We start from the raw sequence: 26,140 nt of genomic DNA, 5'->3' as shown, positions 1-26,140 counted from the left end.
AACCCGCCGAGCACGAGCGAAACTCACCGAAATGGCAAGCTAAATCAGAGACGGACCACTAGTTCCGGGAGGTGGGTGGCTAGGGCTTCAGAGTGGAGTGCGGTTTCAATGAATCCAAGGCGTTCGAAGTTGTTGCTGGTGAGATACCAGTCTGCGGCCTCGTCCCAGGATGTCAGACGGAGGGTCACGGTGGTGATGTCGAAGTCGCAGGCTTCAAGGATTGAGTTGTATTCGCTAAGAGAGGGCGTCGAGAACTTTTCCGCGGTGAAGCGGAGGCTCTGCTTGGCTTGAGCAGTTTCAGCGGCGGAGGGCATGGGGGCAATCGCGGTGCCGCCGAAGACGTAGCCGTTCGAACGGGCGGCATGTGATGTGCCGGGGTGTGCGCGCCCTTTCCAGTGGGGGCTGTTCTGGAGGAAGTGTCGGGTTCGTTCGTATTTCTTCCTCAGCCGGTCCTGAATCTCTTGGGGGAGCTGTGAGGTGCGGGTGGGGTCAGTATTGTCGTCTATGTCAGCATGCTTAACCGCTAATGCGATGGGGTTTTGACGTACGCCGTTGCAATAGTCTGCCAGGCGCTGGCCGGGTCTCTTGGTCAGAAGCTCGACGACGGTGATGACCTCTTCGGGGAGGCGGGCTGCTCGGAGGTTCTCAGCGGTGACAGGGGTGTCTTCCAGGACGTCGTGCAACCAGGCAGCTGCGACCGCTTCGGCAGAGTCGTTGTACTTCCGTACACGTTCAGCGACGCGTGCAGGGTGCTCAATGTAGTCGATTCCGAGCTTGTCGGTCTGCCCTGTGTGGGCTCTCCGCGCGATTTCTTCAGCTGTCCTCACATAGTCCTCCGTCATGCTTTCAACGGTAGCGCCAGCCTCGGACATGGTTTCAGACGGGAGTGGGTGGGCCGATGCGGAGGTTGTTGTTGTGCAGTGCGCGACGCCATTCCATGCGGGCAGGCGTCATGGGAGGTACGCCTGTGGAGAGATCATTGAGCGATCGCTGGCACGGACCGTGTCCGTGCGGTGTGGCATGCTGATACAGAGCCGGTGATAAGAGGTCCAAGGGACCGCTTCTGGGGAACCAGATAGTCGGCTCTCGCTATACTTGCAGTACTCCCCGGACGCTTCGGCTACCGGTTAGAGGGCTCCGCTCAGGCGGAGCCCTCGGAATTAATTTCTCTCAGCTGAGGATGCGGAGAAGTCTCTCCGGCTCGTTCTCCGGGATCATCTCGATCTCGTACTGACGGCAGAATGCCCGCGCTTCTTCCAGCACCTCGACCCGATCAGTTTCTGCAGGGTCCGGTTCACTGAAGAGCACGGTGAGGGGCACATCCTGATCCAGTGCCTGTGATTCCTCGGTGCCGGGCAGCGTGACCGCCCCGCCGCTTTCGCGGAGATCTCGAACTGGAACTTCCCAAGCCCTGAATCGCACTAGAAGGTCAGTAGCTGTCGTCCCGCTTTCGAAGGCCCAAGCATGGTGCAGAGAGAGATGCCCGTTAGCTGCTAAGAAATTAAACCTCGCAGGGCGTCGCATAGTGGCAGCGCTCACGCTGGGGTTAGATTCAACAGAACGACTTGCGGAGAAAGACTGAGAAGCCCACTGGCGGAGGGTATCGCCCAGCTGACGCCTGAGCCGGGTGCCTGCTCGGATCCGCCGAGGTTGGGGATCAGGGTCATGAACCAACAGGTCGAACATCATGGCTGCGCCTGAGCGTGCGTCCGTGGTGACCAGGGGGCCGCCTGCCGCAATCTGGACGTGGTTATTGTGCAGTGCCTGACGGCGAGAGATCTCGCTTGTGGAAAGTCCCGTAGCAGCAGTGATCTCCGGAAGGGGCGGGCATTGCGAGGCTTCGGCTTCTTCGGTCAGTCGCTCCACCCAGGTTGCAGCCTGGGTGGGATCACCGCCCAGTCGGCCAGCATGGTCCCAGTTGGAAATTGCGTGGACTGCCCAATCGTCATCTCGGCCGACAACTACTCCTACGTTCACGAACTCTTGGCGAACAGTGTTCGGGACGTAACGCAGTATCCAGTACTGGTACGGGGTCTCCGTACCAGTCAAAGTGGACTGAGGCATGTCATATGTTGCTGTCATGGGTTCAGCGCATCGAGACGATCGGCAACGTGGAAGCGTCGAGTGGCGAGAAACCAGCCTAAGGCCTCAAGATCACTGGTGCTAGTCTCCCATTCGACTGGTACCTGAACCAGGATCTCAAGGATCTCTTCTGGGGCTAAGGCGCGCAGCGCCAGGGCAAGGCGTCGGACCTCCGTGGGATCGAAGTAGGACGTGTCTGTAGTAAATCTGTCCCAGGTGTTGCCAACTTCTTGGGTTAGGAGTTCTCTGTTCCAATCTGCTTCATGTCGCGCCAGCCATAGGCTGTGATCGAAGCTGTAGGTAGCTTCGTCATTTGACATGGAATAGATCCACTGGGCGTCATCACCGAGGAAGAGCTCCCAGAGCGCCCATATTCCCACGTGGCGCCTGGGGTTATCGTCCTTGAGCGCGGCTGTGAACTCATACTTCTCCTCTGCATCTGCAATATGAGCGGAGGCGAAAGCTGGTCCGGGCTGCAGTATTGGCGCTTCTGGATGGTCACGCACCATGCCGGCTAAGACTGCAGGGAGATGAACGATGATGGGCTCTGCGACCGAGAGTCCGAGGCGTCGTCCTACGGAGGCGACGACGAATTCAGTCGTCAGGGCCTGGTTGCCCTGCGGATTGCCCATGGTTTTTACCCACACAACGCGTCCGTCTTGTAGAGGTGCCTGGAAAGGTGCACAACCTGTAGCAGCTTGCCGGAGTTTGGCAGCGACAATGGGGAGGGCGGCGAGATCGGTGGACTTAGGGCGGGAGATTCTTCCCCTCCACCAATCCAAGCCAAGTGCATTGCCCGTCACTGATCTTCATGCTCCGAGTGGTTCTTGTGGCTGTCGTCGAAGATCGATTTGATGATTTCGTCACGAGAAAGAGAGTCTTCGTCGAAAAGGTCCGAGCGCATGGCAATGATGACTCGGCCAAGGTGGGTTTTCATCTCATCTTGAGATGTCGAACTTAGCTCGTAGGTGTTTCCGTTTAAGCGCCGCCCGCCCGCGATGGCTCTTTGCTTGGCTGCCTGCCATTGTGAAAGTTCTTGGATAGTCTCGGTTGACGCCCATACAGCAGCGTTAGCACGAATTCTCCGGAGTTCCCCACTCGCCGACCCAGAAGGGAACGTATTGACTAAGTCCTGAGCGATAGCTCCATAAACTTGCTGTTTCATTTGGAAATTAGCTTTGTCGCGGTCCAGTTGCCGTTGCTGCTTCCAAGTCTTGATTGACTGTGCCGAGATGACTCCTGCGGTAGCGGCAGCAACCACGGTGGCACCGGATCCTAGCAAATCAGAGGACTCACCATCCCATGTTAAGCAGACCCCCCGCGCTAGAATAATTGCTCCGGCCAGGAGTGTGACGAAGCTCAGCGCTGTCAGGAGGCCAGTGGGAGTTAATCGAGTCATCATAGATCCCCTCGGAAGGCGCGGGACTGGAGGGACTGGGTGAGGCGTCGGAGAGTTGTTAAACGGGCATCGACGTGAGTCTGAATATGCCGGGTCTGTGTGGCGAGGGCGGCGAAGTGGTCCTGGGCTTCCCGTGGAGGGACTGGCAACTGCAGGTTTTTGAGGGCTTTGACGTTGATTCGTTTGGCAGTAGCGCCGATCATGCGGTGTTCGACTCGTGTCGGATGTAATTCATACATGAGGGCCTCCATGAGGTACTCACCATTGATCTCGTCCGAAGGGCGCACCTGAACAAGGCGCTGCCCCAGGGAAGCCTTCATGCCTGGTGTAACCATAGCCATCACACCGACTGTGCCTTCTCTGCTGAGGACAATGTCTCCTGGGAGCAGGTCAGCACGTTTAGTGCGCTCTGCATGTTGTGCTTCGTCCACGAACCTATGATCGTCCCAGTTCCACTCGCCGTATCCCAGGTTGGTGGTGCGTAGGCACGTGACACCACTTTCCTGCCAGCGAGGCGTGGAGTGAGGGCAGTCAATTATGGCCGCGCTGACGGCTTCGACTGGGAGATGGGAAACCGGTGAGTCAGCGAGTACTTTGAGGAACGCTGCTCGGCGATTATCGCGCAGGATGTGGCTATAGCGGTCTGCCGCGTCTTGAATGGCTGTTACGCGGTCGAGGATGGTGGCGATGCGGCGTTGTTCTTCTAGGGGTGGGAGGGGGATCCTCAAAGTCTCAACAATTCGACGCGTAATTCCCTTGATAGTGGCTCCGCGAGCATTGTTTGCGAAGTATTCTGACTGGCTTCGAAGGAAGGCACGAAGATACTCCGGGACCACTTCGGTGCTGGAGTGAATCGCTGTGATGTCCTGGCTGAAGGCAAGATCGAATGGGGCGGCCGCTACCTTCCCAATGCCAGTTCGGGTGACAAGCAGTGTAGTTCCGGCGGGCACAACGTTTGTGGCCGACCGTCGGACGCCTTCGTGGGAGACATGGGAGCGCACCGCGATGTTGCTCTCTGTGATGTCGGCACTGGTGATCCAGGGGATAGTGCCATGCCAGTAACTGGGTTCGTCCTTCTTGGGTGTTCCGCCATTCTGAAACTGGACTACCTTTCCTAGAGGAACTTCGGTCCACCCCTTCGGCAGCTCGCTCACTTCAGCATCTCCTTGAGACCGGTGAGGCCCTGGCGGATCTCGTCGTCGAGTTTTTCTAACTCTTCGATGATCTCCAGGGGGTCCTGGTGGTCCTCCTCCGCGAAAACGATCTCCTTGTAGCGGTTGATGCTCAGGTCGTAGTCGTTCTCCGCGATCTCTTCCCGGGGCGCAGTGAAACTCTGCTCGGTGCGGGGACGAGAGCGTTCGGTGTCGTCGCGGTTCTTCCACCGGCGAACCAGGTCCGGCAGATTGTTCGTGGCGTGCTCCTCCTCGCTCAGCTCCTCAGGAACCGGACCCAGTTTCTCGGCATCCAGCAGGGGAGTGCGCTTATCGTCCAGGCTGAAGCCGTCAGCCTGCACATCGTAGAACCAGACCTCATCAGTCGCGCCCGCACCACCGGTCTGGGCGTTGGTCTTAGTGAAGAACAGGACCGCCGTGGAGACCCCGGCATAGGGCTTGAACACCCCGGAGGGCAGTTTCACCACCGCATCCAGCTTCTGGTTCTCCACCAGGGTCTTGCGCAGATCCTTATGCGCCTTGGACGAGCCGAAGAGCACGCCGTCGGGCACGATCACCGCAGCCCGGCCGCCCGGCTCCAGAAGGCGGAGGAACAGCGCAAGGAACAGCAGCTCGGTCTTTTTGGTCTTCACCACATTGAGCAGATCCTTGGACACTGACTCATAGTCCAGGCTGCCGGCGAAGGGCGGGTTGGCCAGCACCAGGGAGAACTCATCAGCCTCCCCGTGTGCGCCCTCCGAGAGCGAGTCTCGGTAGCGGATATCCGGGGCCTCCACGCCGTGCATCATCATGTTCATCGAGCCGATGCGCAGCATGGTGGAGTCGAAGTCATAGCCGTGGAACATGTCCTGGTGGAACTGCTCGCGCACCTCCTGCTTGAACAGTTCCTGCTCATAGTGTTCACGGATATGCTCGCTGGCAGCCACCAGGAACCCGGCGGTGCCGCAGGCCGGGTCGATGATGCGGTCCCCGGGTTTCGGATCGGTCATGGCCACCATGGTCTGGATGATGTGCCGCGGGGTGCGGAACTGGCCGTTCTGACCTGAGGTGCTCAGCTTGGAGAGCATGTACTCGTAGATGTCCCCGTTGGTGTCCCGATTGTCCATGGGGATCGAATCCACCAGGTCCACCACTCGGGTGAGGATGCCGGCCTTCTCTGCGTTGATCTCGAACCGCGCATTGGCCATATGGTCCGAGTAGGTGGAGCGCTCATTGCCCAGGTTCCGCAGGAAGGGGAAGACCTCCTGGTCCAGGGTGCGGTGCATCTCGGCAGCGCCCAGATGCCGCAGGTGCTTCCAGCGCAGGTGATCCTGCTCCGGACTGAAGAGCGGGTTCTCCATCGGCTTACCCAGCTTGGCCTGCTTCTCTTGGGTGGTCTGGAGGTCGTCCAGTCGACGAATGAACAGCAGGTACGTGATCTGCTCGATGATCGTCAGCGGATTGGACATCCCGCCGGTCCAGAACGCGTCCCACAGCCGGTCGATCTTCGATTTGAGCTCTCCAGTCACCATGGCATCTAAGCCTACCCAGGGGTTCGGAGATCGGGTCGTAGATCAGAGGCGTAGAGTTGATGTATGAGCCCCAGCAAGAGCAGCCTGGACCGGATTTCGGTGAATCCGGGTATTTGTCACGGCGCTCCGACGATTCGTGGCATGCGGCTGCGAGTGCAGGATGTGCTGGAGCTGCTGGCTTCTGGTATGACTCATATGACTCAGCAGGAGATCCTTGATGACTATGAGGAGCTGGAGCAGGAGGATGTTCTCGCGGCTTTAGAGTTCGCAGCCCTCGATTCCTCAGCTCGAAGGCACCGGATGGTGATTTGACGAAGTCCCTTCCAGTATGCCGTTCAAACCTCTACTCAAAGAAGTCCTCGTCAATGGCAACCACGTCGTAAGTACTCTGAACCTGGACCCCGACCCGGTATTTGATGAGGAGGCTGGTCAGGCGTTGGCCATCGATGAGGATGATTCGAGTAGGGATGTTCTCTGCATATTCCTGGGCGTGACGGCTGAAATGGCTGGTGGTGATGAATACGCCTTTGCTGGCCCCACGGCCATGGAGGGCTCCGATGAATGCCTGTAGGGTTTCGCGGCCCACTCCGTTCCCCGTTTGATAGCGCTTGGCCTGGACGTACACGCGCTCAAGACCCAGAGGATCCTGGTCCACGAAGCCATCTATTCCGCCGTCGGCAGTCCCTCCGACGCGCATGCCCTTTTGTTCCGCCCCTCCGTAGCCCATGGAGATGAGCAGCCTCACCACGGCACTTTCAAAGAACTGAGGGGTGCCCTGTTGGAGGCGGCTGAGTAACTCGTCTGCTACGGCGTCATGGAGTTCTTGGATACCGGAGGAGATGCGGTCCTCCGGGGTTTCTTCACTATCGTTCTCAACTTGCGATGCAGCATGGGTAGGCTGGCTAGGTTCGGCCTTGCGCGAGGCCTTTGCCTCCTCATGCGCCGCCCAGGCCGGGAACGAGAAGAGGTCCCTGCGTTGCATTCCTTGGGGATATCGCTTGAGTGCCTCTTGACCGGTTTCAGTAATGCGGTACTGCCCACGAGCAGGACGGATGATCGCTTCAGCAACAGTGAGGGCCGAGACAGCCCAGCCTATGCGGTTCTCGACGACCGGATTACCGGAGCTGTGGACGAGCGCGAGCTGCTCTTCTGGTAACTCGAGGTTCTCGATCACGGTTGCGTATAGCTGGCGCCGGGAGTAGATCTCTCCATTCTGAAGGACACGGAGCACCGGTGTCATGAACTCATTCCACTTAGGAACTTCTGCTTTCGCCGCTTCTGGGTGTTCTGTCGTGCCCCTCATGGTGAACCACTTTATCCAAGGGCACGGAGGTACCGCGGCCGCGTCGTTGTGGTTGGACGGCGTCTTCGGCGCTGTACTCCCAGGGAATGTTGCAGAGTCGGCGGCGCCTGAGAGTGCAACAAGTGCTGGGAGCCTGCGAGCGGGAGTGGGAAGTCGACGGTCAGCTGCAGTGCTGGGAGTCAGCGGGCGGGGTGGATTACGGCAGGTGCTGCGTGGCCAGGGTGGCGGCCAGGCCGGTGTAGCCGGCCGGGGTCAGGTTCTTCAGCCGTTCCGCTGCCTCGGCGGATAGCCCCAGGCCGGAGACGAACTCCTTGAGCTTCTGGGCATCCACGCGCCGGCCGCGGGTCAGCTCCTTGAGCCGCTCGTAGGGGTTGTCCATGCCCTCCACCCCGGCGATGGCCTCGGCGCGCATCACGGTCTGGATTGCCTCGCCGAGCACCTCCCAGTTGGCATCCAGATCGGCGGCGATCACCTCCTGGGCGACATCCAGCTGCTTGAGCCCCTTGGTCACATTGGAAAGCGCCAGTACTGAGTGCCCCAGGGCGGTGCCGATGTTCCGCTGTCCGGAAGAATCGGTGAGATCGCGCTGCCAGCGGGACTCCACCAGGGTGGCGCCCAGGGCATCCAGCAGGGCGTTAGAGATCTCCAGGTTCGCCTCGGCGTTCTCGAACCGGATCGGGTTGACCTTATGCGGCATGGTGGACGAGCCGGTAGCACCCGCCACCGGGATCTGCTTGAAGAACCCGATGCTGATGTAGCTCCAGACATCCACGCACAGCCCGTGCAGGATCCGGTTGAACCGGGCCACATCGGCATAGAGCTCGGCCTGGAAGTCATGGGATTCGATTTGGGTGGTCAGCGGGTTGAAGGTCAGCCCCAGCTTCTCCACAAATTTGCGTGCAATGCCCGGCCAGTCGACCTCCGGGGCAGCAGCCAGATGCGCGGCATAGGTGCCGGTGGCCCCGTTGATCTTGCCCAGGAACTCCTGGGACTCCACCCGGCGCAGCTGCCGGTTCAGCCGGTGCACGAACACCGTGATCTCCTTGCCCAGGGTGGTCGGGGTGGCAGGCTGACCGTGGGTGCGTGAGAGCATCGCCACCTCGGCGGCGGACTCCGCCAACTCACCCAGCCCGGCCAGCATTTGGCGCGCCGCGGGCAGCCAAACCTGCTCCACGGCGTCGCGGATCCCCACCGCATAGGCCAGATTGTTGATGTCCTCGGAGGTGCAGGCAAAGTGCACCAGCGGCTTCAGCTCACCCAGCCCCAACGGCTCCAGACGCCGGGCGATGAAGTACTCCACGGCCTTGACATCATGCACGGTCTCGGCCTCGATGGCGCCCAGCTCAGCGATCTGCTCCGGCCCGAAGCCCGCCACGATTCCGCGCAGGCCCTGTACCTGCTCAGCATCCAGCTGCGGCAGCCCGGGCAGCACCTGGGACTCGCACAGGTGGATGAACCACTCCACCTCCACATGGATGCGGTTGCGGTTCAGCGCAGCCTCCGAAAGATGGTCCACCAGCGGAGCCACCGCCGAGCGGTAGCGGCCGTCCAGGGCGCCCAGGGCGATGGCAGGTTCAGCAGCAGCAAGAGATACGCGGGTCATACTGGTGATTCTTTCATGCAGGTTGCATGCGTGCAGGCCGCCTATTGATGCAGGTGGCGTACCGGGACCGGCAGCTCAGTACAGCAGATGAACAGAGTCGGGCTCAGGCTCGTCATAGTCAGGAGCGGCGGGAAGATCCCAGTACTCCTCGAGGGTGAGGTCCTCCGCCACCACCTCTGCCGCAGTCTCCGGACCCACATAGCGCAGGTGCCAGGGTTCGTAGCCGAAGCCGGTGATCGCCTCCGCCCCCTGCGGGTACCGGATGAGGAACCCGTATTCGTGGGCGTTGGCCGCGACCCAGGCGAACTCCGGGGTCTGATCGAAGCAGTCCCCCCGGATGCACACCGGGTTCTCGATGCCGATCACGTCCACCGCCAGCCCGGTCTGGTGCTCGGAGTACCCCGGGCGGGCCGCGAACTCATCGGTGGCCTCAGTGCCCAGCTGCTGATGCCGGGCGGAATAGACCCGGGCCTGCCCGCTGAAGGAGCGGTAGGCGCTGGTCACCGCCAGCACCACTGCCTCATCTGCGGCATCACTGAACATCTGCTCCAGTGCCTGGGCAGGCTCGGCGCGCAGGTACAGCGGTCCCTCCACTGTGGTACGGACCTGAAGCTCCGTCAGATCCCGCGGGGCAAAATCCATCGGTTCCAGGGGGTTCTGCCGGTTCACCAGCACATGGATCGACTCCGGGTCACTGCTGGCCTGCGAGGCCCGGCTCGGCTCCGGCGGCGCAGGCGGCTCAGGGGTGGGATCGGGCACTTCAGCTGTGCTCTGAGTACGGGAGTCTGGGGGCGGCGTCGTACCCTGCTGCGCCGAGGCAGCATCGGTGAAGCTCGGCTCCGGTACGGCGCGGCCGTCCTCGGGGCCGGTACAGCCGGAAAGCACGACGCCGCCTGCCAAGCACAGTGCCCACAGCCCACCAGTGCGCATCAGACCTTCCGCAGCAGCACCCGGGAGACGCCGTGGTCCTCGTCCTTGGACATCACCAGACGGGCGCGGGAACGGGTGGGTTGGATGTTCTCCCGCAGGTTGGGCCCGTTGATCCGGTTCCAGATATCGGTGGCGCGGGTGACCGCCTCCTCGTCGGTAAGCCGGGAGTACTGGTGGAAATAGGCCTCCGGGTCCGCGAAAGCTCCGTGCCGCCATCGCATGAACCGCTCCACGTACCACTGCTGGATATGGGCCTGGCGGGCGTCCACATAGATGGAGAAGTCGAAGAAGTCGCTCAGTGCCAGGCCAGCAGTGCCGTCGGCGCGGACCCGGGCCGGCTGCAGAACGTTCAGCCCCTCCAGGATCAGCACATCGGGGCGGCGCACCACATGCTCCTCCCCGGGCATGATGTCGTACTTCAGATGGGAGTAGACCGGGGCGGTGACCTCGGGTTGGCCGGATTTCACCTCGGAGACGAACCGCAGCAGCCGGCGCCGGTCGTAGGCTTCAGGGAAACCTTTGCGGTCCATGATCCCGCGTCGGCGCAGCTCTGCATTGGGGTAGAGGAAGCCATCGGTGGTCACCAGTTCCACCCGTGGGGTGGAGGGCCAACGGCGCAGCATCTCCTGCAGCACGCGGGCGGTGGTGGATTTGCCCACGGCCACCGAGCCTGCCACCCCGATGATGAACGGGGTGCGGCGGGTGGACTCGCCCAGGAAGTCATTGGTGGCTGCGCGCAGCCGGGCGGCATTCTCCACGTAGATGTTCAACAGCCGGGAGAGCGGCAGGTAGACCTGTGCCACCTCGTCCAGGGAGAGATGGTCACCGATGCCGCGCAGGCGGTCCACGTCATCCTGGTTCAGCGGCTGCTCGATGGACTCTGCCAGCCGGGCCCAGTCGGACCTGCCCAGTTCCACGAACGGGGAGTACGAGGCCGCCTGGTTATCTGCGGGGGGAGAGCCCGCCCAGGGAGCCGTTCCGGAAATCTCCGGAGGCACCGGCACAGGCGAGGTGGGGGTGGTGTGAGGCTGCGAGTGCACAGCTGCCACTGTACCGTGCGGCACCAGCACAGCAGGGGCCCTGACATGTGGACCCGCAGGGCCGGGCGGCGCTGGGGCAGGCCGCCTCAGGGGGTGAATGGGTGGGCTACCCGCTGGCGGGAGAAGCTCAGACCTGCTGATCGTCGAAGTAGGTGCGCCGGGCTGCGATGCGGACCTCGCCCCCGCGGTCCTGAAGATCAAAGAAGTCGCTGAACGCCAGTTCCACCGTGCGCCCGTCCTTCAGTGTGCCGCTGAACCGGCCTTCCACGGCAACATATGAGTCCTGAACGAACAACCGGCCGATGGTGTGACTGCCGGAATCGATGATGCGCTCCCCGGAGTAAAACTCCCGCAGCTGATCCTGACCGCGGAACTCCGGATAGCCGGGGCGCTTATAGGTGGCGTCCTGGTGGAAGGTCTCCAGCAGGGCCAGGTCCTGGGCATCCACCAGTTGGTAGTACCGGCGGACCAAAGCCTCTGCCTGTTCGGATGAAATGCTCATGGGTTCAGCTTAGTGGAGTGTGGGGTGCGACACTGGGCACGGCGGGGTCGCTTCTGGATGGAGGGCGTGGTGAGCAGTTCACGGTATTCTGACCGGCATGTGTGGAATTGTTGGTTATATCGGGGTGCCGGAGAAGATCGCTGAGCACCAGGCCCTGGATGTGCTGCTGGAGGGGCTGCGCCGGTTGGAGTATCGCGGTTATGACTCTGCTGGTGTGGCCACTGTTTCCGGCGGCACGGTTCAGGTGCGGAAGAAGTCGGGGAAGCTGGCGAATCTGATCGGTGAGATCGAGGCGGCTCCTTTGGTGCCGGCTTCGGTGGGGATTGGGCATACCCGGTGGGCAACACATGGCGGTCCGACTGATGTGAATGCGCATCCGCATTATGGCGATGAGGGCCGGCTGGCGGTGATCCATAACGGGATCATTGAGAACTTCGCGGAGTTGAAGCAGAAGCTGGTTGCTGCTGGTCATGTCTTTGACTCGGCTACTGATACTGAGGTGGCTGCGAAGCTGATCGGTCAGGCGTATCGGGCCACCGGGGATCTGACTGAGGCGATGCGGATCGCGGTCAATGAGCTCGAGGGTGCATTCACCCTGCTGGCTGTTCATGCCCAGGCCCCGGACCGGGTGGTCGCCGCTCGCAGGAACTCGCCTCTGGTGGTGGGTCTGGGTGAGGGTGAGAACTTCTTGGGCAGTGATGTTTCCGGGTTTATTGATTTCACCCGTGAGGCGGTGGAGCTGGAGCAGGATCAGATTGTGACGATCACTGCTGGTGAGGTCTCTATTATCGGATTTGACGGGGTGCCGGCCCAGGGTAAGCGGTTCCATATTGATTGGGATGCCTCTGCTGCGGAGAAGGGCGGGTATGACTCCTTCATGGAGAAGGAGATCAATGAACAGCCCAAAGCGGTGGAGGACACCTTGCTGGGGCGCACTGACGCGCAGGGCCGGTTGACTCTGGATGAGCTGCGGATCAGCCCTGAGCAGCTGAAGGAGACCTCAAAGATTATTGTGCTGGCCTGCGGTACTGCCGCCTATGCCGGCACAGTGGCCAAGTACGCCATTGAGCATTGGACCAGGATCCCGGTGGAGGTGGAGCTGGCCCATGAGTTCCGGTACCGGGACCCGATTATTGATCAGACCACGCTGGTGGTCTCGATCTCTCAGTCCGGGGAGACTATGGACACCCTGATGGCGGTCCGCTATGCCAAGGAACAAGGCGCGCGCACCCTGAGTATCTGTAACACCAATGGGTCTACGATCCCGCGGGAGTCCGATGCGGTGCTGTATCTGCATGCCGGCCCGGAGATCGCGGTGGCCTCCACTAAGGCGTTCTTGGCGATGATCACTGCCTCGTACCTGTTGGGGCTGTATTTGGCGCAGCTTCGGGGTCAGCTCTTCTCCGGGCAAATCAGTGACATCCTGGCGGATCTGCATAAGATCCCGGCGAAGATCCAGACCATCCTCGATGGCGCTGAGCCGATCAAGGCACTGGCCAGGGATATGGCCCAGACCCCCAGTGTGCTGTTCCTGGGCCGGCATGTGGGGTTCCCGGTCGCGATGGAAGGTGCCTTGAAGCTCAAAGAGCTGGCCTATATCCACGCTGAAGGATTCGCTGCCGGGGAGCTCAAGCACGGGCCGATCGCGCTGATCGAGGAGGGCCAGCCGGTGTTTGTGGTGGTGCCCTCACCGCGGGGCCGGGACTCCCTGCACTCAAAAGTGGTCTCCAATATCCAGGAAGTCCGCGCCCGCGGGGCGAAGACCATCACTGTGGCTGAACAAGGCGATGCAGCCGTCACCGAGTACTCCGAGAACGTGTTCTTCGTCCCCGAGACCCAGCCGCTGCTGATGCCGCTGCTGACCACTGTGCCGCTGCAGATCTTCGCCTGCGCCCTAGCCACAGAGAAGGGCTATGACGTAGACCAGCCCCGCAACCTCGCCAAATCCGTCACCGTTGAGTGAGGGGTGTACCAGGAGTGAGCCTGCGGTGATCGTCGGCATCGGAATCGACGTGGTGGATGTGCCCCGGTTCGCCCAGCAGTTGGAGCGCACTCCGGCCCTGCGTGATCGGCTGTTCACCCCCGCCGAGCGGGAGCTGAGACTGCGTTCGTTGGCGGCGCGCTTCGCCGCGAAGGAAGCCGTGGCCAAAGCACTCGGCGCCCCGGCGGGAATGAACTTCCAGGACTGTGAGGTCATCTGTGACTCCTCGGGAAATCCGCAGATCCAGGTCAGAGATTCCGTGGCGGCCGTGGCTGCCGTCAAAGGGGTGCAGCACTGGCACCTGTCACTCTCCCATGACGGCGATATAGCCACCGCCTTGGTGATCGCCGAGTCCTGAGGCGGGCCACCCGCTAGTCTGGTGATGAGACCACAGACCGGTGGGGGAGGAGCTGAGGTGACCGCACAGCAGCTGGAGCAGATACCGGTCTACACCGGGGAGCAGATCCGCGCGGCCGAAAAGCCCCTGCTGGATTCCGGCCAGGGCCGGCTCCTGATGCGCCGGGCCGCCTATGGGCTGGCCAAGACCATAGCTGATCTGCTCGGCCAGAAACGTCCCCAGGGTGCCTACGGTGCCTGTGTCACTGGGCTCATTGGGCCCGGCAACAACGGCGGGGACGGACTCTACGCCCTGGCATTCTTGGCCCGGCGCGGAGCTGAGGCCTGTGCCGTGTTGATCAGGGACCGGGCGCACCCGGAGGCGCTGGAAGCCTTCCGAGCGGCCGGCGGCAGGGTGCTCCGCGCGGTGCCGGAGCAGACCCAGGTGCTCATCGACGCTATACTCGGCACCGGATACCGCAGTGAGTTCACCCGGCCGGAGGTGCCGGGGCTGACACAGGCCCTCAGAGCAGTGGACGACGCCGGCTCCTGGTCTCCCACAGTGGTTGCCTGTGATCTGCCTTCCGGGGTCAACGCCGATACCGGAGCTGCGGGGCACGGCGTGATTCCAGCGAACCATACGGTGACCTTCGGCGGAGTCAAGCAGGGGCTGATCGCCGGCCGGGGCGGGCTGCTCAGCGGCAGGGTGCACACGGTGGACATCGGAATCGGTGCGCATCTGTCGAAGACACCCACCTGGCTTCTCGCCCCCAGCACTGCTGCTCCGGTGCCGCTGCGCCCGCCCGAGCCTGCCGGCCACAAATACTCCCGCGGAGTGGTCCACCTGGTGGTGGGTTCAGCGCAGTATCCCGGAGCTGCACAACTCACCGCCGGGGCGGCGGTAGGCACCGGAGTGGGGATGGTGACCCTGCAGGCTCCAGCGGCGCTGCGCTCGCAGGTGCTCAGCGCCTACCCCGAGGTAGTGGGCACAGAGGATGCCGCGGCAGCAGTGAGCAGAGCCGGCGGCGTCGTGCTCGGCCCGGGGCTGGGCAATGACCCGGCCCGGCTGACCGAGGCAGAAGCAGTGTTGGAGAAATGCTTGGAAGCTGGGACGGCCTGTGTGCTGGACGCCTCCGGACTGGGCCTGATCCGTGACCAGCTGCGCCGCCGCGGCGGGTTGGGCAACAACGTGCTGATCACCCCGCATCTGGGTGAGGCTCGGCAGATCGCCAAAGACCTGCGTGACAGTGTGCTCACCGGGCAGTTGGCCGAGGGCCCTGCGAAAGCCGATCCGGTGGAGGCGGCCCGGCGGATCGCCGGCAGACTGGACTGTACGGTGCTGCTCAAAGGGCCTACTACGGTGATTGCCTCACCCGAGGGGGAGGTGCTCCTGCACAGGGCAGGCGGCCTGCAGGCAGCGGGCGCGCCGGGACTGGCCACTGCCGGAACCGGGGATGTGCTCAGCGGAATCCTCGGAGCCCTTGCGGCAACACAGGGAGGTGACTGGCTCCAGGTGGCAGCGCTGGGCGTCAGTCTGCACACAGCCGCCGCCCACCGGATCGATCCGCACGGGCAGGGACGCTTCGGCGCCTCAGATCTGCTCGCCGGTCTGCCCTGATGCAGCTCACGTATTGACCTGGGTATCTGCCGGTAATCTGGTGGGCATGAGTCTTCCGGAGCGGGCAGCGATCATAGACGCCGCGGCCATAGCCCATAATGTGGCGACGATTGGGGAGTTTGTGCGCCCGGCCAAAGTGCTGGCTGCGGTAAAGGCTGACGGTTACGGACATGGCTTGATCACTGCGGCCCGGGCCGCCCTGGCAGGGGGTGCAGACTGGTTGGGCACCGCCCATATCGAGGAGGCGCTCCAGCTGCGGGCAGCCGGAATCGACGCCCCGATCCTCGCCTGGCTGCACACTACAGGGGCGAGCTTCAGGGCCGCCATTGAGCAGCACATCGACCTAGGCATCTCTGGCTGGGAGCTGGACCGGGTGGTCGCCGCCGCCCAGGAACTCCATGAGCCGGCCCGGGTCCACCTGAAGATCGACACCGGACTGGGCCGCAACGGGGCGACTGTCGCCGACTGGCCCGCCCTGGTGGCCCGTGCTGCAGAGCACCGCAACCGCGGGCTGATCAGCGTGGAGGGCATCTTCACCCATCTGGCGGTGGCCGATGAGCCGGACCGCCGCGAGACCGACCAGCAGCTCAGCGTCTTCCGGGAGGCCCTGGTAACTGCTGAAGCCGGCGGCCTGGTGCCCGATCTGCGCCACGCCGCCAATACCCCGGCGGCGCTCTCGCGTCCGGATGCTCACTTCGATATGGTCCGGGTAGGGGTCGGCATCTATGGGCAGAGCCCCTTCGCCGACCGCACCGCTGCCTCGCTGGGGCTCAGCCCCGCTATGGAGCTGCGCACCACCGTGGCCAACGTCAAACGTGTGCCGGCGGGCCAGGGCATCAGCTATGGGCTCACCCACCGGGTCGAGGCCCCCACGCACCTGGGGCTGATCCCGATAGGCTACGCCGACGGTGTTCCCCGGATTGCGGCGGGCGCCCCAGTGCTCATCCGCGACCGCAGGTATCACTCCGCCGGGCGGGTGGCCATGGACCAGTTCGTGGTGGACCTGGGCGAACAGACCGATGTTCAGGTGGGTGATGAGGTCACGCTCTTCGGCGGGAAGTCCGGAATCGAAGCCGCAGACTGGGGTGCCGCCGCCCAGACCATCAACTACGAGATCATCACCCGAATCGGTGCCAGGGTGCCACGCGTGGTGATCAACCAGGAGCCCGGCGCGTGAACGAGCGCACCACCGGCCCCCAACCACCGCTTCCCGGGGAGAACTGGCGGCGCCAGATTCAGCTCGCCGACCTGGAGGAGACCGCCGAGTTCGCCCGCCGCCTAGCTGCCCAGCTGCGCCCCGGTGACCTCGTGGTGCTCACCGGGGGACTGGGTGCAGGCAAGACCACATTCACCCAGGCGCTCGGCGCGGCTCTCGGGGTGCAGGAGCCGATCAGTTCACCGACCTTCGTGCTTTCCAGGATTCACAGGAACATCAATGAGGCTGCTGCCGACCTGGTCCACGTGGACGCCTACCGCACTGACGAGGAGGGGATTGAGTCACTGGACCTGCTGGCCACTGCGCCGCAGTCGGTGACAGTGGTCGAATGGGGGCGTGGGCTTGTAGAACGGGTGCTGGCCGGCCCCGACGGTTCCTGGCTGGACCTGGAGCTCAAACCTCGTGGTTCCCAGCCGGCTGCAGCGGGGCCGGCCTTCACGCCTGCTGGTCCCGGCGGCGGGGAAACCCCGCCCGCGATTCAGACTGACTTCAGCGAGAGCGAAGAGGACCTGCTCGGCAGTCCCCGCAGCGCTGTACTCCGTGGGTATGGGGCACGGTGGGCGGACCCGTTGCGGGACCAGTAAACGATATAAACAGCTGGAACGTTCCATTTCTGGGAGGTCGTGATCTGTATCACGTTAGGCGTTCTGCAGTGCAGTATTCTCACCCCCGTTTGCCTATAGTTCACCGGTGCTTCTTCTATTCGTATGCTGCTTGTCTCTCAGGATCAACCTTGGGTGAGCAACCTTGTCGAGGTACCGGCCGGCCCTGATCAGGGCCCTGCGCCGCCTGCCGAAATCACCCGGATCACCCTGATGCGAAGGAACTGAACAGCTCATATGGCACGGAAACTTGCACTTCCCGCGGCAATCGCGGCAATGACCCTAGCGCTCACCGCCTGCAACGGCGATAACGGCGATAATGGTGACAACAGCGATGACAACGGCAACGGCGGGGACGCCAGCTCTCTCCCTGACCTGCGCGAGGAGTACGGCGGAGACGACTGGCCCACCGAGCTGCAGTTCGTCTCCATCCCTTCTGAGGACCAGGTGGAGCTGGCGGTCCAGTACGAGGTCCTCATCGAGATGTTCGAAGAAGCACTCGATGTCACCATCGAATCCGATGAGGTGACTGCCTATGCTGCAGCCATTGAGGCTCTGGGCGCCGGCACCGCCGATATCGCCAACTTTGGTCCCTTCTCCTACGTGGTGGCCGCCGATACCGCTGGCGCCCAGTCGGTGGCCGTGGCCGTAAGTGAGCAGGACGAGGAGCCTTCCTACGTCTCCTACCTGGTGACACTCTCCGACAACGATGAGATCAACGGCATCGAGGACGTGGCCGGCAAGACGGTCTGCTTTGTGGATGAGGTCTCCACCTCCGGCCGCCTCTACCCCCTCGCCGGTCTGATGGACGCAGGCGTTCTCCCCCAGGGTGAAGAAGGCGTGGAGAACGAGGAAGAGTACATTGACCCCTACCTCGCGGGCGCTCACGACAACTCCGTGCTTGCCGTCCTGGACGGCACCTGCGATGCCGGCTTCGCCTACGACAACATCGTCGACGAGCAGATGATCGCAGCCGGTGACCTGGAAGAGGGTCAGGTGAAGGTGGTCTGGGAGTCCGAGGACATCCCCTCATCGCCGTTCGCAGCCTCCGGCAACCTGCCCGATGACATGATCGAGGCCATGCGGGAGATCCTCATCGACTACCTCAACGTTGAGTGGCTGGCCGAGAACGGCTACTGCGAGGACACCGACACTGAGACCGGTGACTGCCGCCACCTGGTCCCCACCAACGACTGGGGCTACACCGAGGCAACTGACTCCGTCTTCGACGGAATCCGCGCAGTCTGCGAAGTCACTCAGGCAACTGCCTGCGAAGGCTGATCGCTGACACCCCGGGTCCGCACCCTGCCGCACGCCGGGCAGGGTGCGGACCCGCCCTCATCCACCATTGAGAAGTTCCGACAGGAAGACCAAGGACCATGGCCCAGAGCATGATGGCGACCGATGCCAGTTTCACCAGCTCCGAAGAGCGTTCCATCCAGCTGCGCAATGTCACCAAGCAGTTCGGCGAGGTGACGGCGCTCAACGACATCAACATTGACTTCGCACCGCAGAAGATCAACGTGCTGCTGGGCCTCTCCGGCTCCGGAAAGTCCACTCTGCTGCGCCATATCAACGGGCTGCATAAGCCCACCTCCGGTGAGGTGGTCACACTGGGCACCGAAGTCCACCGCGCCGGCGCCAGGAAGCTGCGCATGCTGCGCCGCGAGGTCGGCATGATCTTCCAGCACTTCCACCTGGTGGAGTCCATGTCCGTGCTGGAGAACGTCTGCACCGGAAAGCTCGGCTCCCTGGGCGGCCCTCGGCTGGGACTGTTCATGTACCCCAAAGAGGTCAAGGAGCAGGCCATGGAGCAGCTGGCCCGGGTGGGTCTAGCCGATAAGGCCTTCAACCGGGCCGATGCGCTCTCCGGCGGACAGATGCAGCGGGTGGCCATTGCCCGTGCACTCATCCAGGAGCCCAAGGTGCTGCTGGCCGATGAGCCGGTGGCGGCCCTGGACCCGGTCTCCTCGGCCACCGTGATGAATCTGATCGGCAAAATCGCGAAAGAGGACAACCTCACCGTGGTCTGCTCCCTGCACCAGGTGGAGCTGGCCCTGGAGTTCTCCGACCGGATCATCGGACTGCGCGGCGGAGAGCTGGTGATGGACCGCGACGCCTCCACACTGAGCCTGAAGGAAGCCCACGAGATCTACAGCGCAGTCGCCGTGGTCACCGATGAGGAGATCGAGCAGCAGGTCCCTGAGCTGGCCGGGATCACCACAGAGCAGCAATCCTGAGCCGGGACTCTGAGGGAAGACACTCATGGCAACTCTGACACCCGAAGCGCCGGAGGCCCCGCGCAGCACCTCCGGCAGGCACCCGGTGCCGCCCCGCCCCGCCCCGCATCCCCATGTGGTGGCCACCTGGGCCATCTTCATCGGCCTGCTGGCCATGTGCGTCTGGTCGGCCTATGACCTCGGCATCAATCCGGTCACCATCTTCGAGCGCCTCGCCAACGGGGTGGACTTCCTCTCCCGCCTGGTCCCGCCGGAGTTCCCCGAGCCCGGCCGGCTCATCGAACTGACGCTGACTACTTTGGCGATCGTGTTCCTGGCCACTCTGTTCTCTGTGGTCACTTCGGTTCCGATCGCGATCTTCGCCGCGGTCAACACCACCACCGGGATGGTCTCCCGGCAGACCGCCCGGATCATCATGATCTTCTGCCGCGCCGCCCCGGACCTGGTCTTCGCGATCATCCTGATTCGCGTTTTCGGACCGGCCAACGGTGCACTGATCGGCATCATCGCCATGGGCCTGAGCTCCATCGGCATGGTGGGCAAACTCCTGGCAGACAATATCGAAGACGTGAACCGCGGGCCCAGCGAGGCGATCCAGGCCGCCGGCGGTGCGCGCTGGCAGTGGATCCACTCCACGGTTATCCCGCAGATCCTGCCGCAGATCATCGCCCACGGCCTGCACCGGATGGACATCAACCTGCGCAACTCGGTGCTACTGGGCTTCGTGGGAGTCCCCGGCATTGGGGCCGCCCTGAGCACCGCGATGAACACCCGCCAATGGCAGCTGGTGATGGGCCTGGCCATTATCATCACGGTGCTGTGCATCTTCATGGAGCTGCTCTCCGGCGCCATTCGCACCCAGCTGATGGGCCGGGACGGCAGCGGCCGGCGGCGCGGAATCCTCGGCGTGATTGACCGGATTGCCCATAACAACTGGGTGACCGCCCCCACAGAGACCCACCAGGTCCAGCGCACCAGAAACGGAGCAGTCCGCACCTCCCCCCAGTGGGACGCGGGGCGCATCCAGCGGTTCTTCGGCTGGCTGGTGCTGATCGGCCTGGTGGTCGCCGCGGTATGGGATATCCAGATCAACTGGCAGGTCCTGACCAACACGGTGACCAACTTCCCTGAGGTGGTCAGCCGGTTCTTCCCGCCCGATGGCCGCGGCCTCTACTGGGACCGTTTCTTCCCGGCTCTGGTCGAAACCGTCCAGATCGGGTTCGCCTCCCTGCTGCTGGGCCTGTTCATCGCTCTGCCGATCGGCGCGATGGCTGCCCGCAACGTCGCACCGACCCCCGGGATCGCCAAGTTTTTCCGGATCGTCATCGTGGTCTGCCGCGCCTTCCCTGAGCTGGTGCTGGCCATCATCCTGGTGGTGATCCTCGGCTTCAACGCCACCGCTGGTGTGCTCGCCCTGGCCTTCGGCTCCATCGGACTGCTCTCCAAACTGGTGGCCGACTCCCTGGAGGAGTCCGACACCCGGGTGCAGGACGCCGTACGGGCCAGCGGCGCCAATCGGCTCCAGACATTCTTTGCCGCCACAGTGCGGCAGACCGCCCCGGCGACGATCGCCCATATCCTCTACCAGCTCGACGTCAATATCCGTGCCGCCACCCTGCTGGGTGTGCTGGGACTGGGAATCGGCTTCGACCTGCTGGAGGCCTCCACCCGTAACCGCTATGACATCCTCAGCCTGATCATCCTCAACATCCTGGCAGTGGTGGTCGTGCTGGAGCTGATCTCCATGTACGTCCGCAAGGTTGTCAGATAGCGGACCTCAGCCCAGTGGTGCAGCAGCGGCAACAGGCGGAGCTGATCGCCGCTGCCCTGCAGGAGGAGATCAGCAGTATGCCGGACGGTGCCCTGCTGCCCGGTGAACACCAGCTGGCCCAGCGGTTCGGCACCAGCAGGTTCCAGCTGCGCACCGCTGTGGAGACACTCATCCACCAGGGTCTGGTGCGGCGAGTCCCAGGGGTGGGAACCTATGTGAGCCGGCCTGTCGACGTCGTGATCTCCAGACAGCAGCCACCCTCCTTCCACGCGATAGTGGAGGCCGCCGGACACCGGGCCCGCACCAAACGCGTAGACATCGAGCAGCAGGCCCGGCCCCCGGCGCAGGTGGCACGGATGCTGGGCCGAGCGGAGGACCTCACTGTGATCCGGCTGACCCGGCTCGGCTGGGTGGATGACAGACTCGCCTGCTGCTCATATGAGTGGATCCTGCCGCATCTGGTTACCGAGGTGGGCGTGGCCCTGGGCGCGGTGGAGTCCCTGCACGAGGTGCTGCTGATGGGCCGGCACCACCCCACCCGGGCGCGTAGCACCGTATCGGCAGACTATCCCCCCGCGGAGATCGCAGCGCAGCTGGAGCTTCCCCGGCCCAGCACCGCCTGGACGGTGCAGACGCTGAGCGTGGACGCTGAGACCGCCACCCCGCTGATGGTCTCGCACACCTGGCACCGTCAGGACGTGGTCCGGGTGACCGTGGAGTGCTGAGCGGCCGGCCCGGTTCAGCCGCTGTTCACCCGGCTGACACACTCGGGGCGCCCGCCCGACAGGTGACGGGAAGGTTGCCGGAGCATTCACTCTGAGTTCACCCAACGGTGCCGGCCGATTCATGCCGGCGGCACAACATAGCTGGCATGGCAGACTCCCACACAGCAGTGCCTCCCGAGCAGCGGCAGCGCACAGCCCGGGTGCTCGCCGGCGCCTCGGCAGCCGAACTGGCTGAGCTCTGGCGCAACTGGCCCAATCGGCCCGAGGTGGAGTACCTCCGCGCGCCCGAATCCGGACTGGTTATGGTGCAGGGACGGGCCGGCGGCACCGGTGACCGCTTCAATCTGGGGGAGGCCACCGTCACCCGGGCCACAGTGGCTCTGCACACCGGAGCGGAGCAGGCGGTTGGCACCGCCTATGTCCTGGGCAGCCACCCCGAACATGCCGGACTGGCAGCCATCTTTGACGCCCTGCTGAACTCCGGCCAGCGAGAACAGGTGCTCACCGAGGTCATTACGGCGCTCGAGCAGCGCCAGAATGCCCAGGATGCGGCGCGCCGGGCCGAAGCCCGCAGCACAGTGGTGGACTTCTTCACCGTGGCCCGGGAGAACGACGGCGACGAGGAGGATGAGGAATGAGCCAGCCCACAGCAGCCCTCACCCCCGGGTTCGCCCACCCAGTGCACGATGCCCAGCGCACCTTCCGCGCCGTGCTTGAGGCCATGGCACGCCCGCTGACGCCACAGCCATTGGGGGTACCGCTGACACCCCCTGCCCCGCTGACTGCCGAAGCCGGCGTCGTCGTACTGACTCTCTGTGATGAGCAGACGCCGCTGTGGCTGGACGAGGCCCTCCGCGGCAGCACCGAGGTCACCACGTGGATCCGGTTCCACACCGGAGCGCCCCTGGTCGACGACGCCGCGCAGGCACTGTTCTGCCTGGCCTCCTCACCGCATTCCGCCCCACCCCTGGACACGCTGAACCTGGGCACCGACCAGGAGCCGCACCACTCAGCCACGGTGATCATCGAGGCAGCCGAGGGTGCTGAGGGCAGCTGCACAGCCGCAGGGCCTGGGATCAGGGAGAGCCTCACGTGGAACGGGGCCGGGTTGCCGCCCCGCTTCCTGAAGGACCGCCAGCGGCTCACCGAAGCCTTCCCCCGCGGCGTTGATCTGCTGTTCCTGACTCCCGGGGCGGTCAGCGGCCTGCCGCGCACCACCCGGCTGAGCCTGATCGGAGACATCTGATGTATGTGGCAGTCAAAGGCGGAGAGAAGGCGATTGAGAACGCCCACGCTCTGCTGGCAAAGCGCGGTTCCGGTCAGGAGCGCGTCACCGCTCAGCAGATCAGTGAGCAGATGGGCGTGCTGGTCTCCAGGGTGATGAACGAGGGCTCCCTCTACGACCCGGAGCTGGCCGCCAAGGCGCTGCTGCAGGCTCAGGGCGATGTGCTTGAGGCAATTACGCTGCTGCGCTCCTACCGGACCACACTTCCCCGGTTCGGAGTGACCGCGGCCCTGGACACCGGAGCGCTGCCTCCGGAACGGCGCATCTCCGCGACCTTCAAGGACATTCCCGGCGGACAGCAGCTGGGCGCAACCTTTGACTACACGCACCGGCTGTTGGCTGAGGAGCTTCACACCCCGGAGGTCCCTGCCGCCCAGGGTGAGGCGGCGGAGGCGATGCCCCGGGTCACCGACCTGCTGGGCCGATCGGCGCTGGTGGAGCCGGATCATCCGCAGGACTGGGCGGACCCGGAGCCGGGGGACCTGACCAGGGAACCGGCCACCTTCCCGATGAGCCGAGCTGAGCGGCTCCAGGCACTTGCCCGAGGGGACGAAGGCTTCCTGCTTTCTCTGGGATATTCGACCCAGCGCGGCTTCGGCAACACCCACCCCTTTGCGGGAGAGGTGCGGATCGGGGAGATTGAGGTGCTCTTCGAGGCCCCCGAGATCGGCCATGAGGTGCCCATCGGCCGGATCGAGGTGACCGAATGCCAGATGGTCAACCAGTTCGTGGGCTCGGCAGAGAAGCCGCCACAGTTCACCCGAGGCTACGGGCTCTCCTTCGGGCGCGCAGAGCGGAAAGCGATGTCCATGGCACTGGTGGACCGTGCACTGAGGGCCGCAGAGTTCGGCGAGCGCGCAGTCTCCCCGGCCCAGGACGAGGAGTTTGTCATCTCACACTGTGACAACGTGCAGGCCACCGGGTTCGTAGAACATCTGAAGCTTCCGCACTATGTGGACTTCCAAGCAGAGCTGGTGCTGCTGCGGCAGTTGGGGGCCGAGTTCGGCCAGAGCACAGATGGGCGGGCAAGCAATGACCCTGACTGATCAGCGGCCGGCCAGTGAGCCCCGCATCGTCTACAACGAGGGCTACCTGGACGAGCAGACCAAGCGGGCCATCCGCCGGGCGCTGCTCAAAGGGGTGGCCATCCCCGGCTTTCAGGTGCCCTTCGCCTCCCGAGAAGTGCCCATGCCGAGGGGCTGGGGAACTGGAGGGGTGCAGGTCACGGCCTCGATCATCGGCCCTGAGGATCTGCTCAAAGTCATCGACCAGGGTGCCGATGACACCACCAATGCGGTCTCTATCCGCCAGTTCTTCGAACGGGTGGCGGGCTCGGCGTCCACTACCCACACCGAGCAGGCCACCATCATCCAGACCCGCCACCGGATACCGGAGACCCCGTTGGCGGCGGGTCAGACCATCGTCTATCAGGTGCCGATCCCTGAGCCGCTGCGGTTCCTGGAGCCGCGGGAGACTGAAACCCGGCGACTGCACGCCCTGGAGGAGTACGGCCTGATGTACGTGAAGCTCTACGAGGACATCGCCCGCTACGGTCATATCGCCAAGACCTATGACTATCCGGTGCGGGTCAATGGGCGCTACATCATGGCACCTTCACCGATCCCCAGCTTCGACAACCCCAAGATGCATATGAGCCCGGCCCTGCAGCTCTTCGGGGCCGGCCGCGAGAAGCGGATCTACGCAGTACCCCCCTTCACCTCGGTGGAGAGCCTGGGCTTCGAGGATCATCCGTTCGAGCCGCAGTCCTTCGAACGGCCCTGCCAGATCTGCGGTTCCGAGGGGGTCTATCTGGATGAGGTGATTACCGACGACGCCGGGGGAGCCATGTTCGTCTGTAGTGATACTGACTACTGCGCCCGCACCAGCTCAGGGACCAGTACGGAAGGAGCCCCTCAATGAACGGGGAGATCACTGCCGGGGCTCCAGGTGTGATGGCCCGTGCCGCTGCAGCGGGTGAGGAGCCCAGCGACGACTTTAGGCGTGAAGTCGGCGGCCACGCCGACGAGAGCGGCGGCGACATGTGCGCCGCCAGCGGGAAAGTTCTGAGCGTACGCGAGGCAGGACACCGCTACGGGGACCGCTTCGGCTGCCGCGGGGTCAGCTTCGACCTCTGGCCCGGGGAGGTGCTTGCAGTAGTCGGCGAGTCCGGCTCCGGAAAGTCCACCCTGTTAGGCCTCCTGTCGGCACGGTTGAGCACTGATGAGGGGTCTGTGCGCTGCCAGACCTCCGGCGGTGAGCTCACCGAGCTGGCCACGCTCAGCGAACGCGAGGTGCGCCGCCTGTGGCGCACCGACTGGGGGTTCGTACACCAGAACGCCGCCGATGGCCTGCGCATGCATGTCTCCGCCGGCGGAAACGTCGGGGAACCGCTGATGGCCAACGGCTGGCGGCACTACGGGCAGATCCGAGCCCGCGCCGCCGAGTGGTTGGAGCGGGTGGAGATCCCCGCCCACCGAATGGATGAGACCCCCGCGACCTTCTCCGGGGGCATGCGCCAGCGGGTGCAGATCGCCCGCAACCTGGTGTTCGGACCTCGCCTGGTGTTCATGGACGAGCCCACCTCCGGCCTCGACGTCTCAGTGCAGGCCCGCCTGCTGGATCTGATCCGCTCCCTGGTTGCCGATCTGGGGCTGGCCGTGGTGATCGTGACCCACGATCTGGCTGTGGCCCGGCTGATCTCCCACCGCACACTGGTCATGAAAGACGGGCAGGTGATTGAGCACGGGCTGACCGACCGTGTGCTGGAGGACCCGCAGGCGGCCTATACCCAGCTGCTCGTCTCATCCATCCTCAAAGGCTGATC

The 26,140-nt window shown here is 63.8% G+C and carries 26 protein-coding genes and 1 pseudogene; 15 read left to right on the top strand and 12 right to left on the bottom strand.

Going from position 1 to position 26,140, the window contains the following annotated elements; genetic code table 11:
- Positions 1–44: 44 nt before the first annotated feature.
- The 7 genes and pseudogenes from GNZ21_RS04485 to GNZ21_RS04460 all read right to left on the bottom strand — a co-directional run bounded on the left by GNZ21_RS04485 (position 45) and on the right by GNZ21_RS04460 (position 6,164).
- Complete coding sequence (locus tag GNZ21_RS04485; RefSeq protein ID WP_157321722.1) at positions 45–842, bottom strand: HD domain-containing protein; 798 nt, start codon at positions 840–842, stop codon at positions 45–47.
- A gap of 328 nt (positions 843–1,170) precedes the next feature.
- Positions 1,171–1,539, bottom strand: coding sequence for a hypothetical protein (locus tag GNZ21_RS15850; RefSeq protein ID WP_229659332.1), 369 nt, complete (start codon positions 1,537–1,539; stop codon positions 1,171–1,173).
- A gap of 405 nt (positions 1,540–1,944) precedes the next feature.
- A pseudogene (locus GNZ21_RS16275) lies at positions 1,945–2,064 on the bottom strand (DUF3037 domain-containing protein); the annotation flags it as partial.
- Positions 2,065–2,078: 14 nt separating this feature from the next.
- Positions 2,079–2,885: a HipA family kinase gene (locus GNZ21_RS04475; protein WP_308805441.1), complete on the bottom strand. Its 807-nt coding sequence runs from the start codon at positions 2,883–2,885 to the stop codon at positions 2,079–2,081.
- Positions 2,882–3,343, bottom strand: coding sequence for a hypothetical protein (locus tag GNZ21_RS04470; RefSeq protein WP_157321716.1), 462 nt, complete (start codon positions 3,341–3,343; stop codon positions 2,882–2,884). The genes GNZ21_RS04475 and GNZ21_RS04470 overlap by 4 nt, the downstream gene beginning before the upstream one ends.
- 137 nt (positions 3,344–3,480) lie before the next feature.
- On the bottom strand, positions 3,481–4,635 hold the full coding sequence (locus GNZ21_RS04465) for a restriction endonuclease subunit S (RefSeq protein ID WP_157321714.1): 1,155 nt from the start codon (positions 4,633–4,635) through the stop codon (positions 3,481–3,483).
- The gene (locus GNZ21_RS04460; RefSeq protein ID WP_157321712.1) at positions 4,632–6,164 is read right to left on the bottom strand and encodes a type I restriction-modification system subunit M; all 1,533 of its coding nucleotides are present in this window, start codon (positions 6,162–6,164) and stop codon (positions 4,632–4,634) included. The genes GNZ21_RS04465 and GNZ21_RS04460 overlap by 4 nt, the downstream gene beginning before the upstream one ends.
- Before the next feature lie 63 nt (positions 6,165–6,227).
- Here GNZ21_RS04460 and GNZ21_RS04455 point away from each other — a divergent pair, with 63 nt between their 5' ends.
- Positions 6,228–6,476 carry a DUF433 domain-containing protein gene (locus GNZ21_RS04455; RefSeq protein ID WP_157321710.1) on the top strand — a complete coding sequence of 83 codons (249 nt, stop codon included), beginning with the start codon at positions 6,228–6,230 and terminating at the stop codon, positions 6,474–6,476.
- A 31-nt stretch (positions 6,477–6,507) separates the two neighbouring features.
- Here GNZ21_RS04455 and GNZ21_RS04450 read toward each other — a convergent pair whose 3' ends face one another.
- From GNZ21_RS04450 to GNZ21_RS04430, 5 genes are all read right to left on the bottom strand, one after another.
- Positions 6,508–7,467, bottom strand: coding sequence for a restriction endonuclease (locus tag GNZ21_RS04450; protein WP_157321708.1), 960 nt, complete (start codon positions 7,465–7,467; stop codon positions 6,508–6,510).
- 196 nt (positions 7,468–7,663) lie between these two features.
- Positions 7,664–9,070: an adenylosuccinate lyase gene (gene purB, locus GNZ21_RS04445; protein ID WP_157321705.1), complete on the bottom strand. Its 1,407-nt coding sequence runs from the start codon at positions 9,068–9,070 to the stop codon at positions 7,664–7,666.
- 75 nt (positions 9,071–9,145) lie between these two features.
- Positions 9,146–10,000, bottom strand: a complete 855-nt coding sequence (locus GNZ21_RS04440) for a M15 family metallopeptidase (RefSeq protein ID WP_157321703.1) — start codon at positions 9,998–10,000, stop codon at positions 9,146–9,148.
- The gene (gene coaA / locus GNZ21_RS04435) at positions 10,000–10,986 is read right to left on the bottom strand and encodes a type I pantothenate kinase (RefSeq protein ID WP_188503398.1); all 987 of its coding nucleotides are present in this window, start codon (positions 10,984–10,986) and stop codon (positions 10,000–10,002) included. Before coaA ends, GNZ21_RS04440 begins: the two co-directional genes overlap by 1 nt.
- A gap of 181 nt (positions 10,987–11,167) precedes the next feature.
- The gene (locus GNZ21_RS04430) at positions 11,168–11,542 is read right to left on the bottom strand and encodes a nuclear transport factor 2 family protein (RefSeq protein WP_157321701.1); all 375 of its coding nucleotides are present in this window, start codon (positions 11,540–11,542) and stop codon (positions 11,168–11,170) included.
- A 97-nt stretch (positions 11,543–11,639) separates the two neighbouring features.
- Between GNZ21_RS04430 and glmS the strand changes: the two genes are divergently transcribed.
- From glmS to phnK, 14 genes are all read left to right on the top strand, one after another.
- The gene (gene glmS, locus GNZ21_RS04425) at positions 11,640–13,505 is read left to right on the top strand and encodes a glutamine--fructose-6-phosphate transaminase (isomerizing) (RefSeq protein WP_157321699.1); all 1,866 of its coding nucleotides are present in this window, start codon (positions 11,640–11,642) and stop codon (positions 13,503–13,505) included.
- A gap of 25 nt (positions 13,506–13,530) precedes the next feature.
- On the top strand, positions 13,531–13,881 hold the full coding sequence (locus GNZ21_RS04420) for a holo-ACP synthase (protein WP_188503383.1): 351 nt from the start codon (positions 13,531–13,533) through the stop codon (positions 13,879–13,881).
- Between the two features lie 57 nt (positions 13,882–13,938).
- Positions 13,939–15,477 (top strand): NAD(P)H-hydrate dehydratase, encoded by a 1,539-nt coding sequence (locus GNZ21_RS04415; RefSeq protein ID WP_188503382.1) that lies wholly within the window; start codon positions 13,939–13,941, stop codon positions 15,475–15,477.
- A 46-nt stretch (positions 15,478–15,523) separates the two neighbouring features.
- Positions 15,524–16,654, top strand: coding sequence for an alanine racemase (gene alr / locus GNZ21_RS04410; protein WP_157321692.1), 1,131 nt, complete (start codon positions 15,524–15,526; stop codon positions 16,652–16,654).
- Complete coding sequence (gene tsaE / locus GNZ21_RS04405) at positions 16,651–17,277, top strand: tRNA (adenosine(37)-N6)-threonylcarbamoyltransferase complex ATPase subunit type 1 TsaE (RefSeq protein ID WP_229659331.1); 627 nt, start codon at positions 16,651–16,653, stop codon at positions 17,275–17,277. Before alr ends, tsaE begins: the two co-directional genes overlap by 4 nt.
- 255 nt (positions 17,278–17,532) lie before the next feature.
- The gene (locus tag GNZ21_RS04400; protein WP_157321690.1) at positions 17,533–18,576 is read left to right on the top strand and encodes a phosphate/phosphite/phosphonate ABC transporter substrate-binding protein; all 1,044 of its coding nucleotides are present in this window, start codon (positions 17,533–17,535) and stop codon (positions 18,574–18,576) included.
- Between the two features lie 98 nt (positions 18,577–18,674).
- Positions 18,675–19,535, top strand: coding sequence for a phosphonate ABC transporter ATP-binding protein (gene phnC / locus GNZ21_RS04395; RefSeq protein ID WP_157321688.1), 861 nt, complete (start codon positions 18,675–18,677; stop codon positions 19,533–19,535).
- Between the two features lie 25 nt (positions 19,536–19,560).
- On the top strand, positions 19,561–21,306 hold the full coding sequence (phnE, locus tag GNZ21_RS04390; protein WP_157321686.1) for a phosphonate ABC transporter, permease protein PhnE: 1,746 nt from the start codon (positions 19,561–19,563) through the stop codon (positions 21,304–21,306).
- A 14-nt stretch (positions 21,307–21,320) separates the two neighbouring features.
- Positions 21,321–22,031, top strand: a complete 711-nt coding sequence (locus GNZ21_RS04385) for a GntR family transcriptional regulator (protein ID WP_157321684.1) — start codon at positions 21,321–21,323, stop codon at positions 22,029–22,031.
- Positions 22,032–22,177: 146 nt separating this feature from the next.
- The gene (gene phnG, locus GNZ21_RS04380) at positions 22,178–22,669 is read left to right on the top strand and encodes a phosphonate C-P lyase system protein PhnG (RefSeq protein ID WP_157321682.1); all 492 of its coding nucleotides are present in this window, start codon (positions 22,178–22,180) and stop codon (positions 22,667–22,669) included.
- The gene (gene phnH / locus GNZ21_RS04375; protein WP_157321680.1) at positions 22,666–23,277 is read left to right on the top strand and encodes a phosphonate C-P lyase system protein PhnH; all 612 of its coding nucleotides are present in this window, start codon (positions 22,666–22,668) and stop codon (positions 23,275–23,277) included. Before phnG ends, phnH begins: the two co-directional genes overlap by 4 nt.
- Positions 23,277–24,362: a carbon-phosphorus lyase complex subunit gene (locus GNZ21_RS04370; RefSeq protein ID WP_157321679.1), complete on the top strand. Its 1,086-nt coding sequence runs from the start codon at positions 23,277–23,279 to the stop codon at positions 24,360–24,362. Before phnH ends, GNZ21_RS04370 begins: the two co-directional genes overlap by 1 nt.
- Positions 24,349–25,236 carry an alpha-D-ribose 1-methylphosphonate 5-phosphate C-P-lyase PhnJ gene (locus GNZ21_RS04365; protein WP_157321677.1) on the top strand — a complete coding sequence of 296 codons (888 nt, stop codon included), beginning with the start codon at positions 24,349–24,351 and terminating at the stop codon, positions 25,234–25,236. Before GNZ21_RS04370 ends, GNZ21_RS04365 begins: the two co-directional genes overlap by 14 nt.
- Positions 25,233–26,138 (top strand): phosphonate C-P lyase system protein PhnK, encoded by a 906-nt coding sequence (phnK, locus tag GNZ21_RS04360; protein ID WP_229659330.1) that lies wholly within the window; start codon positions 25,233–25,235, stop codon positions 26,136–26,138. The genes GNZ21_RS04365 and phnK overlap by 4 nt, the downstream gene beginning before the upstream one ends.
- The last annotated feature ends 2 nt before the right edge of the window (positions 26,139–26,140 follow it).

Origin of the sequence: Nesterenkonia alkaliphila, from assembly GCF_009758175.1 — a bacterium.
Taxonomy (GTDB): Bacteria; Actinomycetota; Actinomycetes; order Actinomycetales; family Micrococcaceae; genus Nesterenkonia; species Nesterenkonia alkaliphila.
This window is presented reverse-complemented; position numbering and strand designations above follow the sequence as displayed.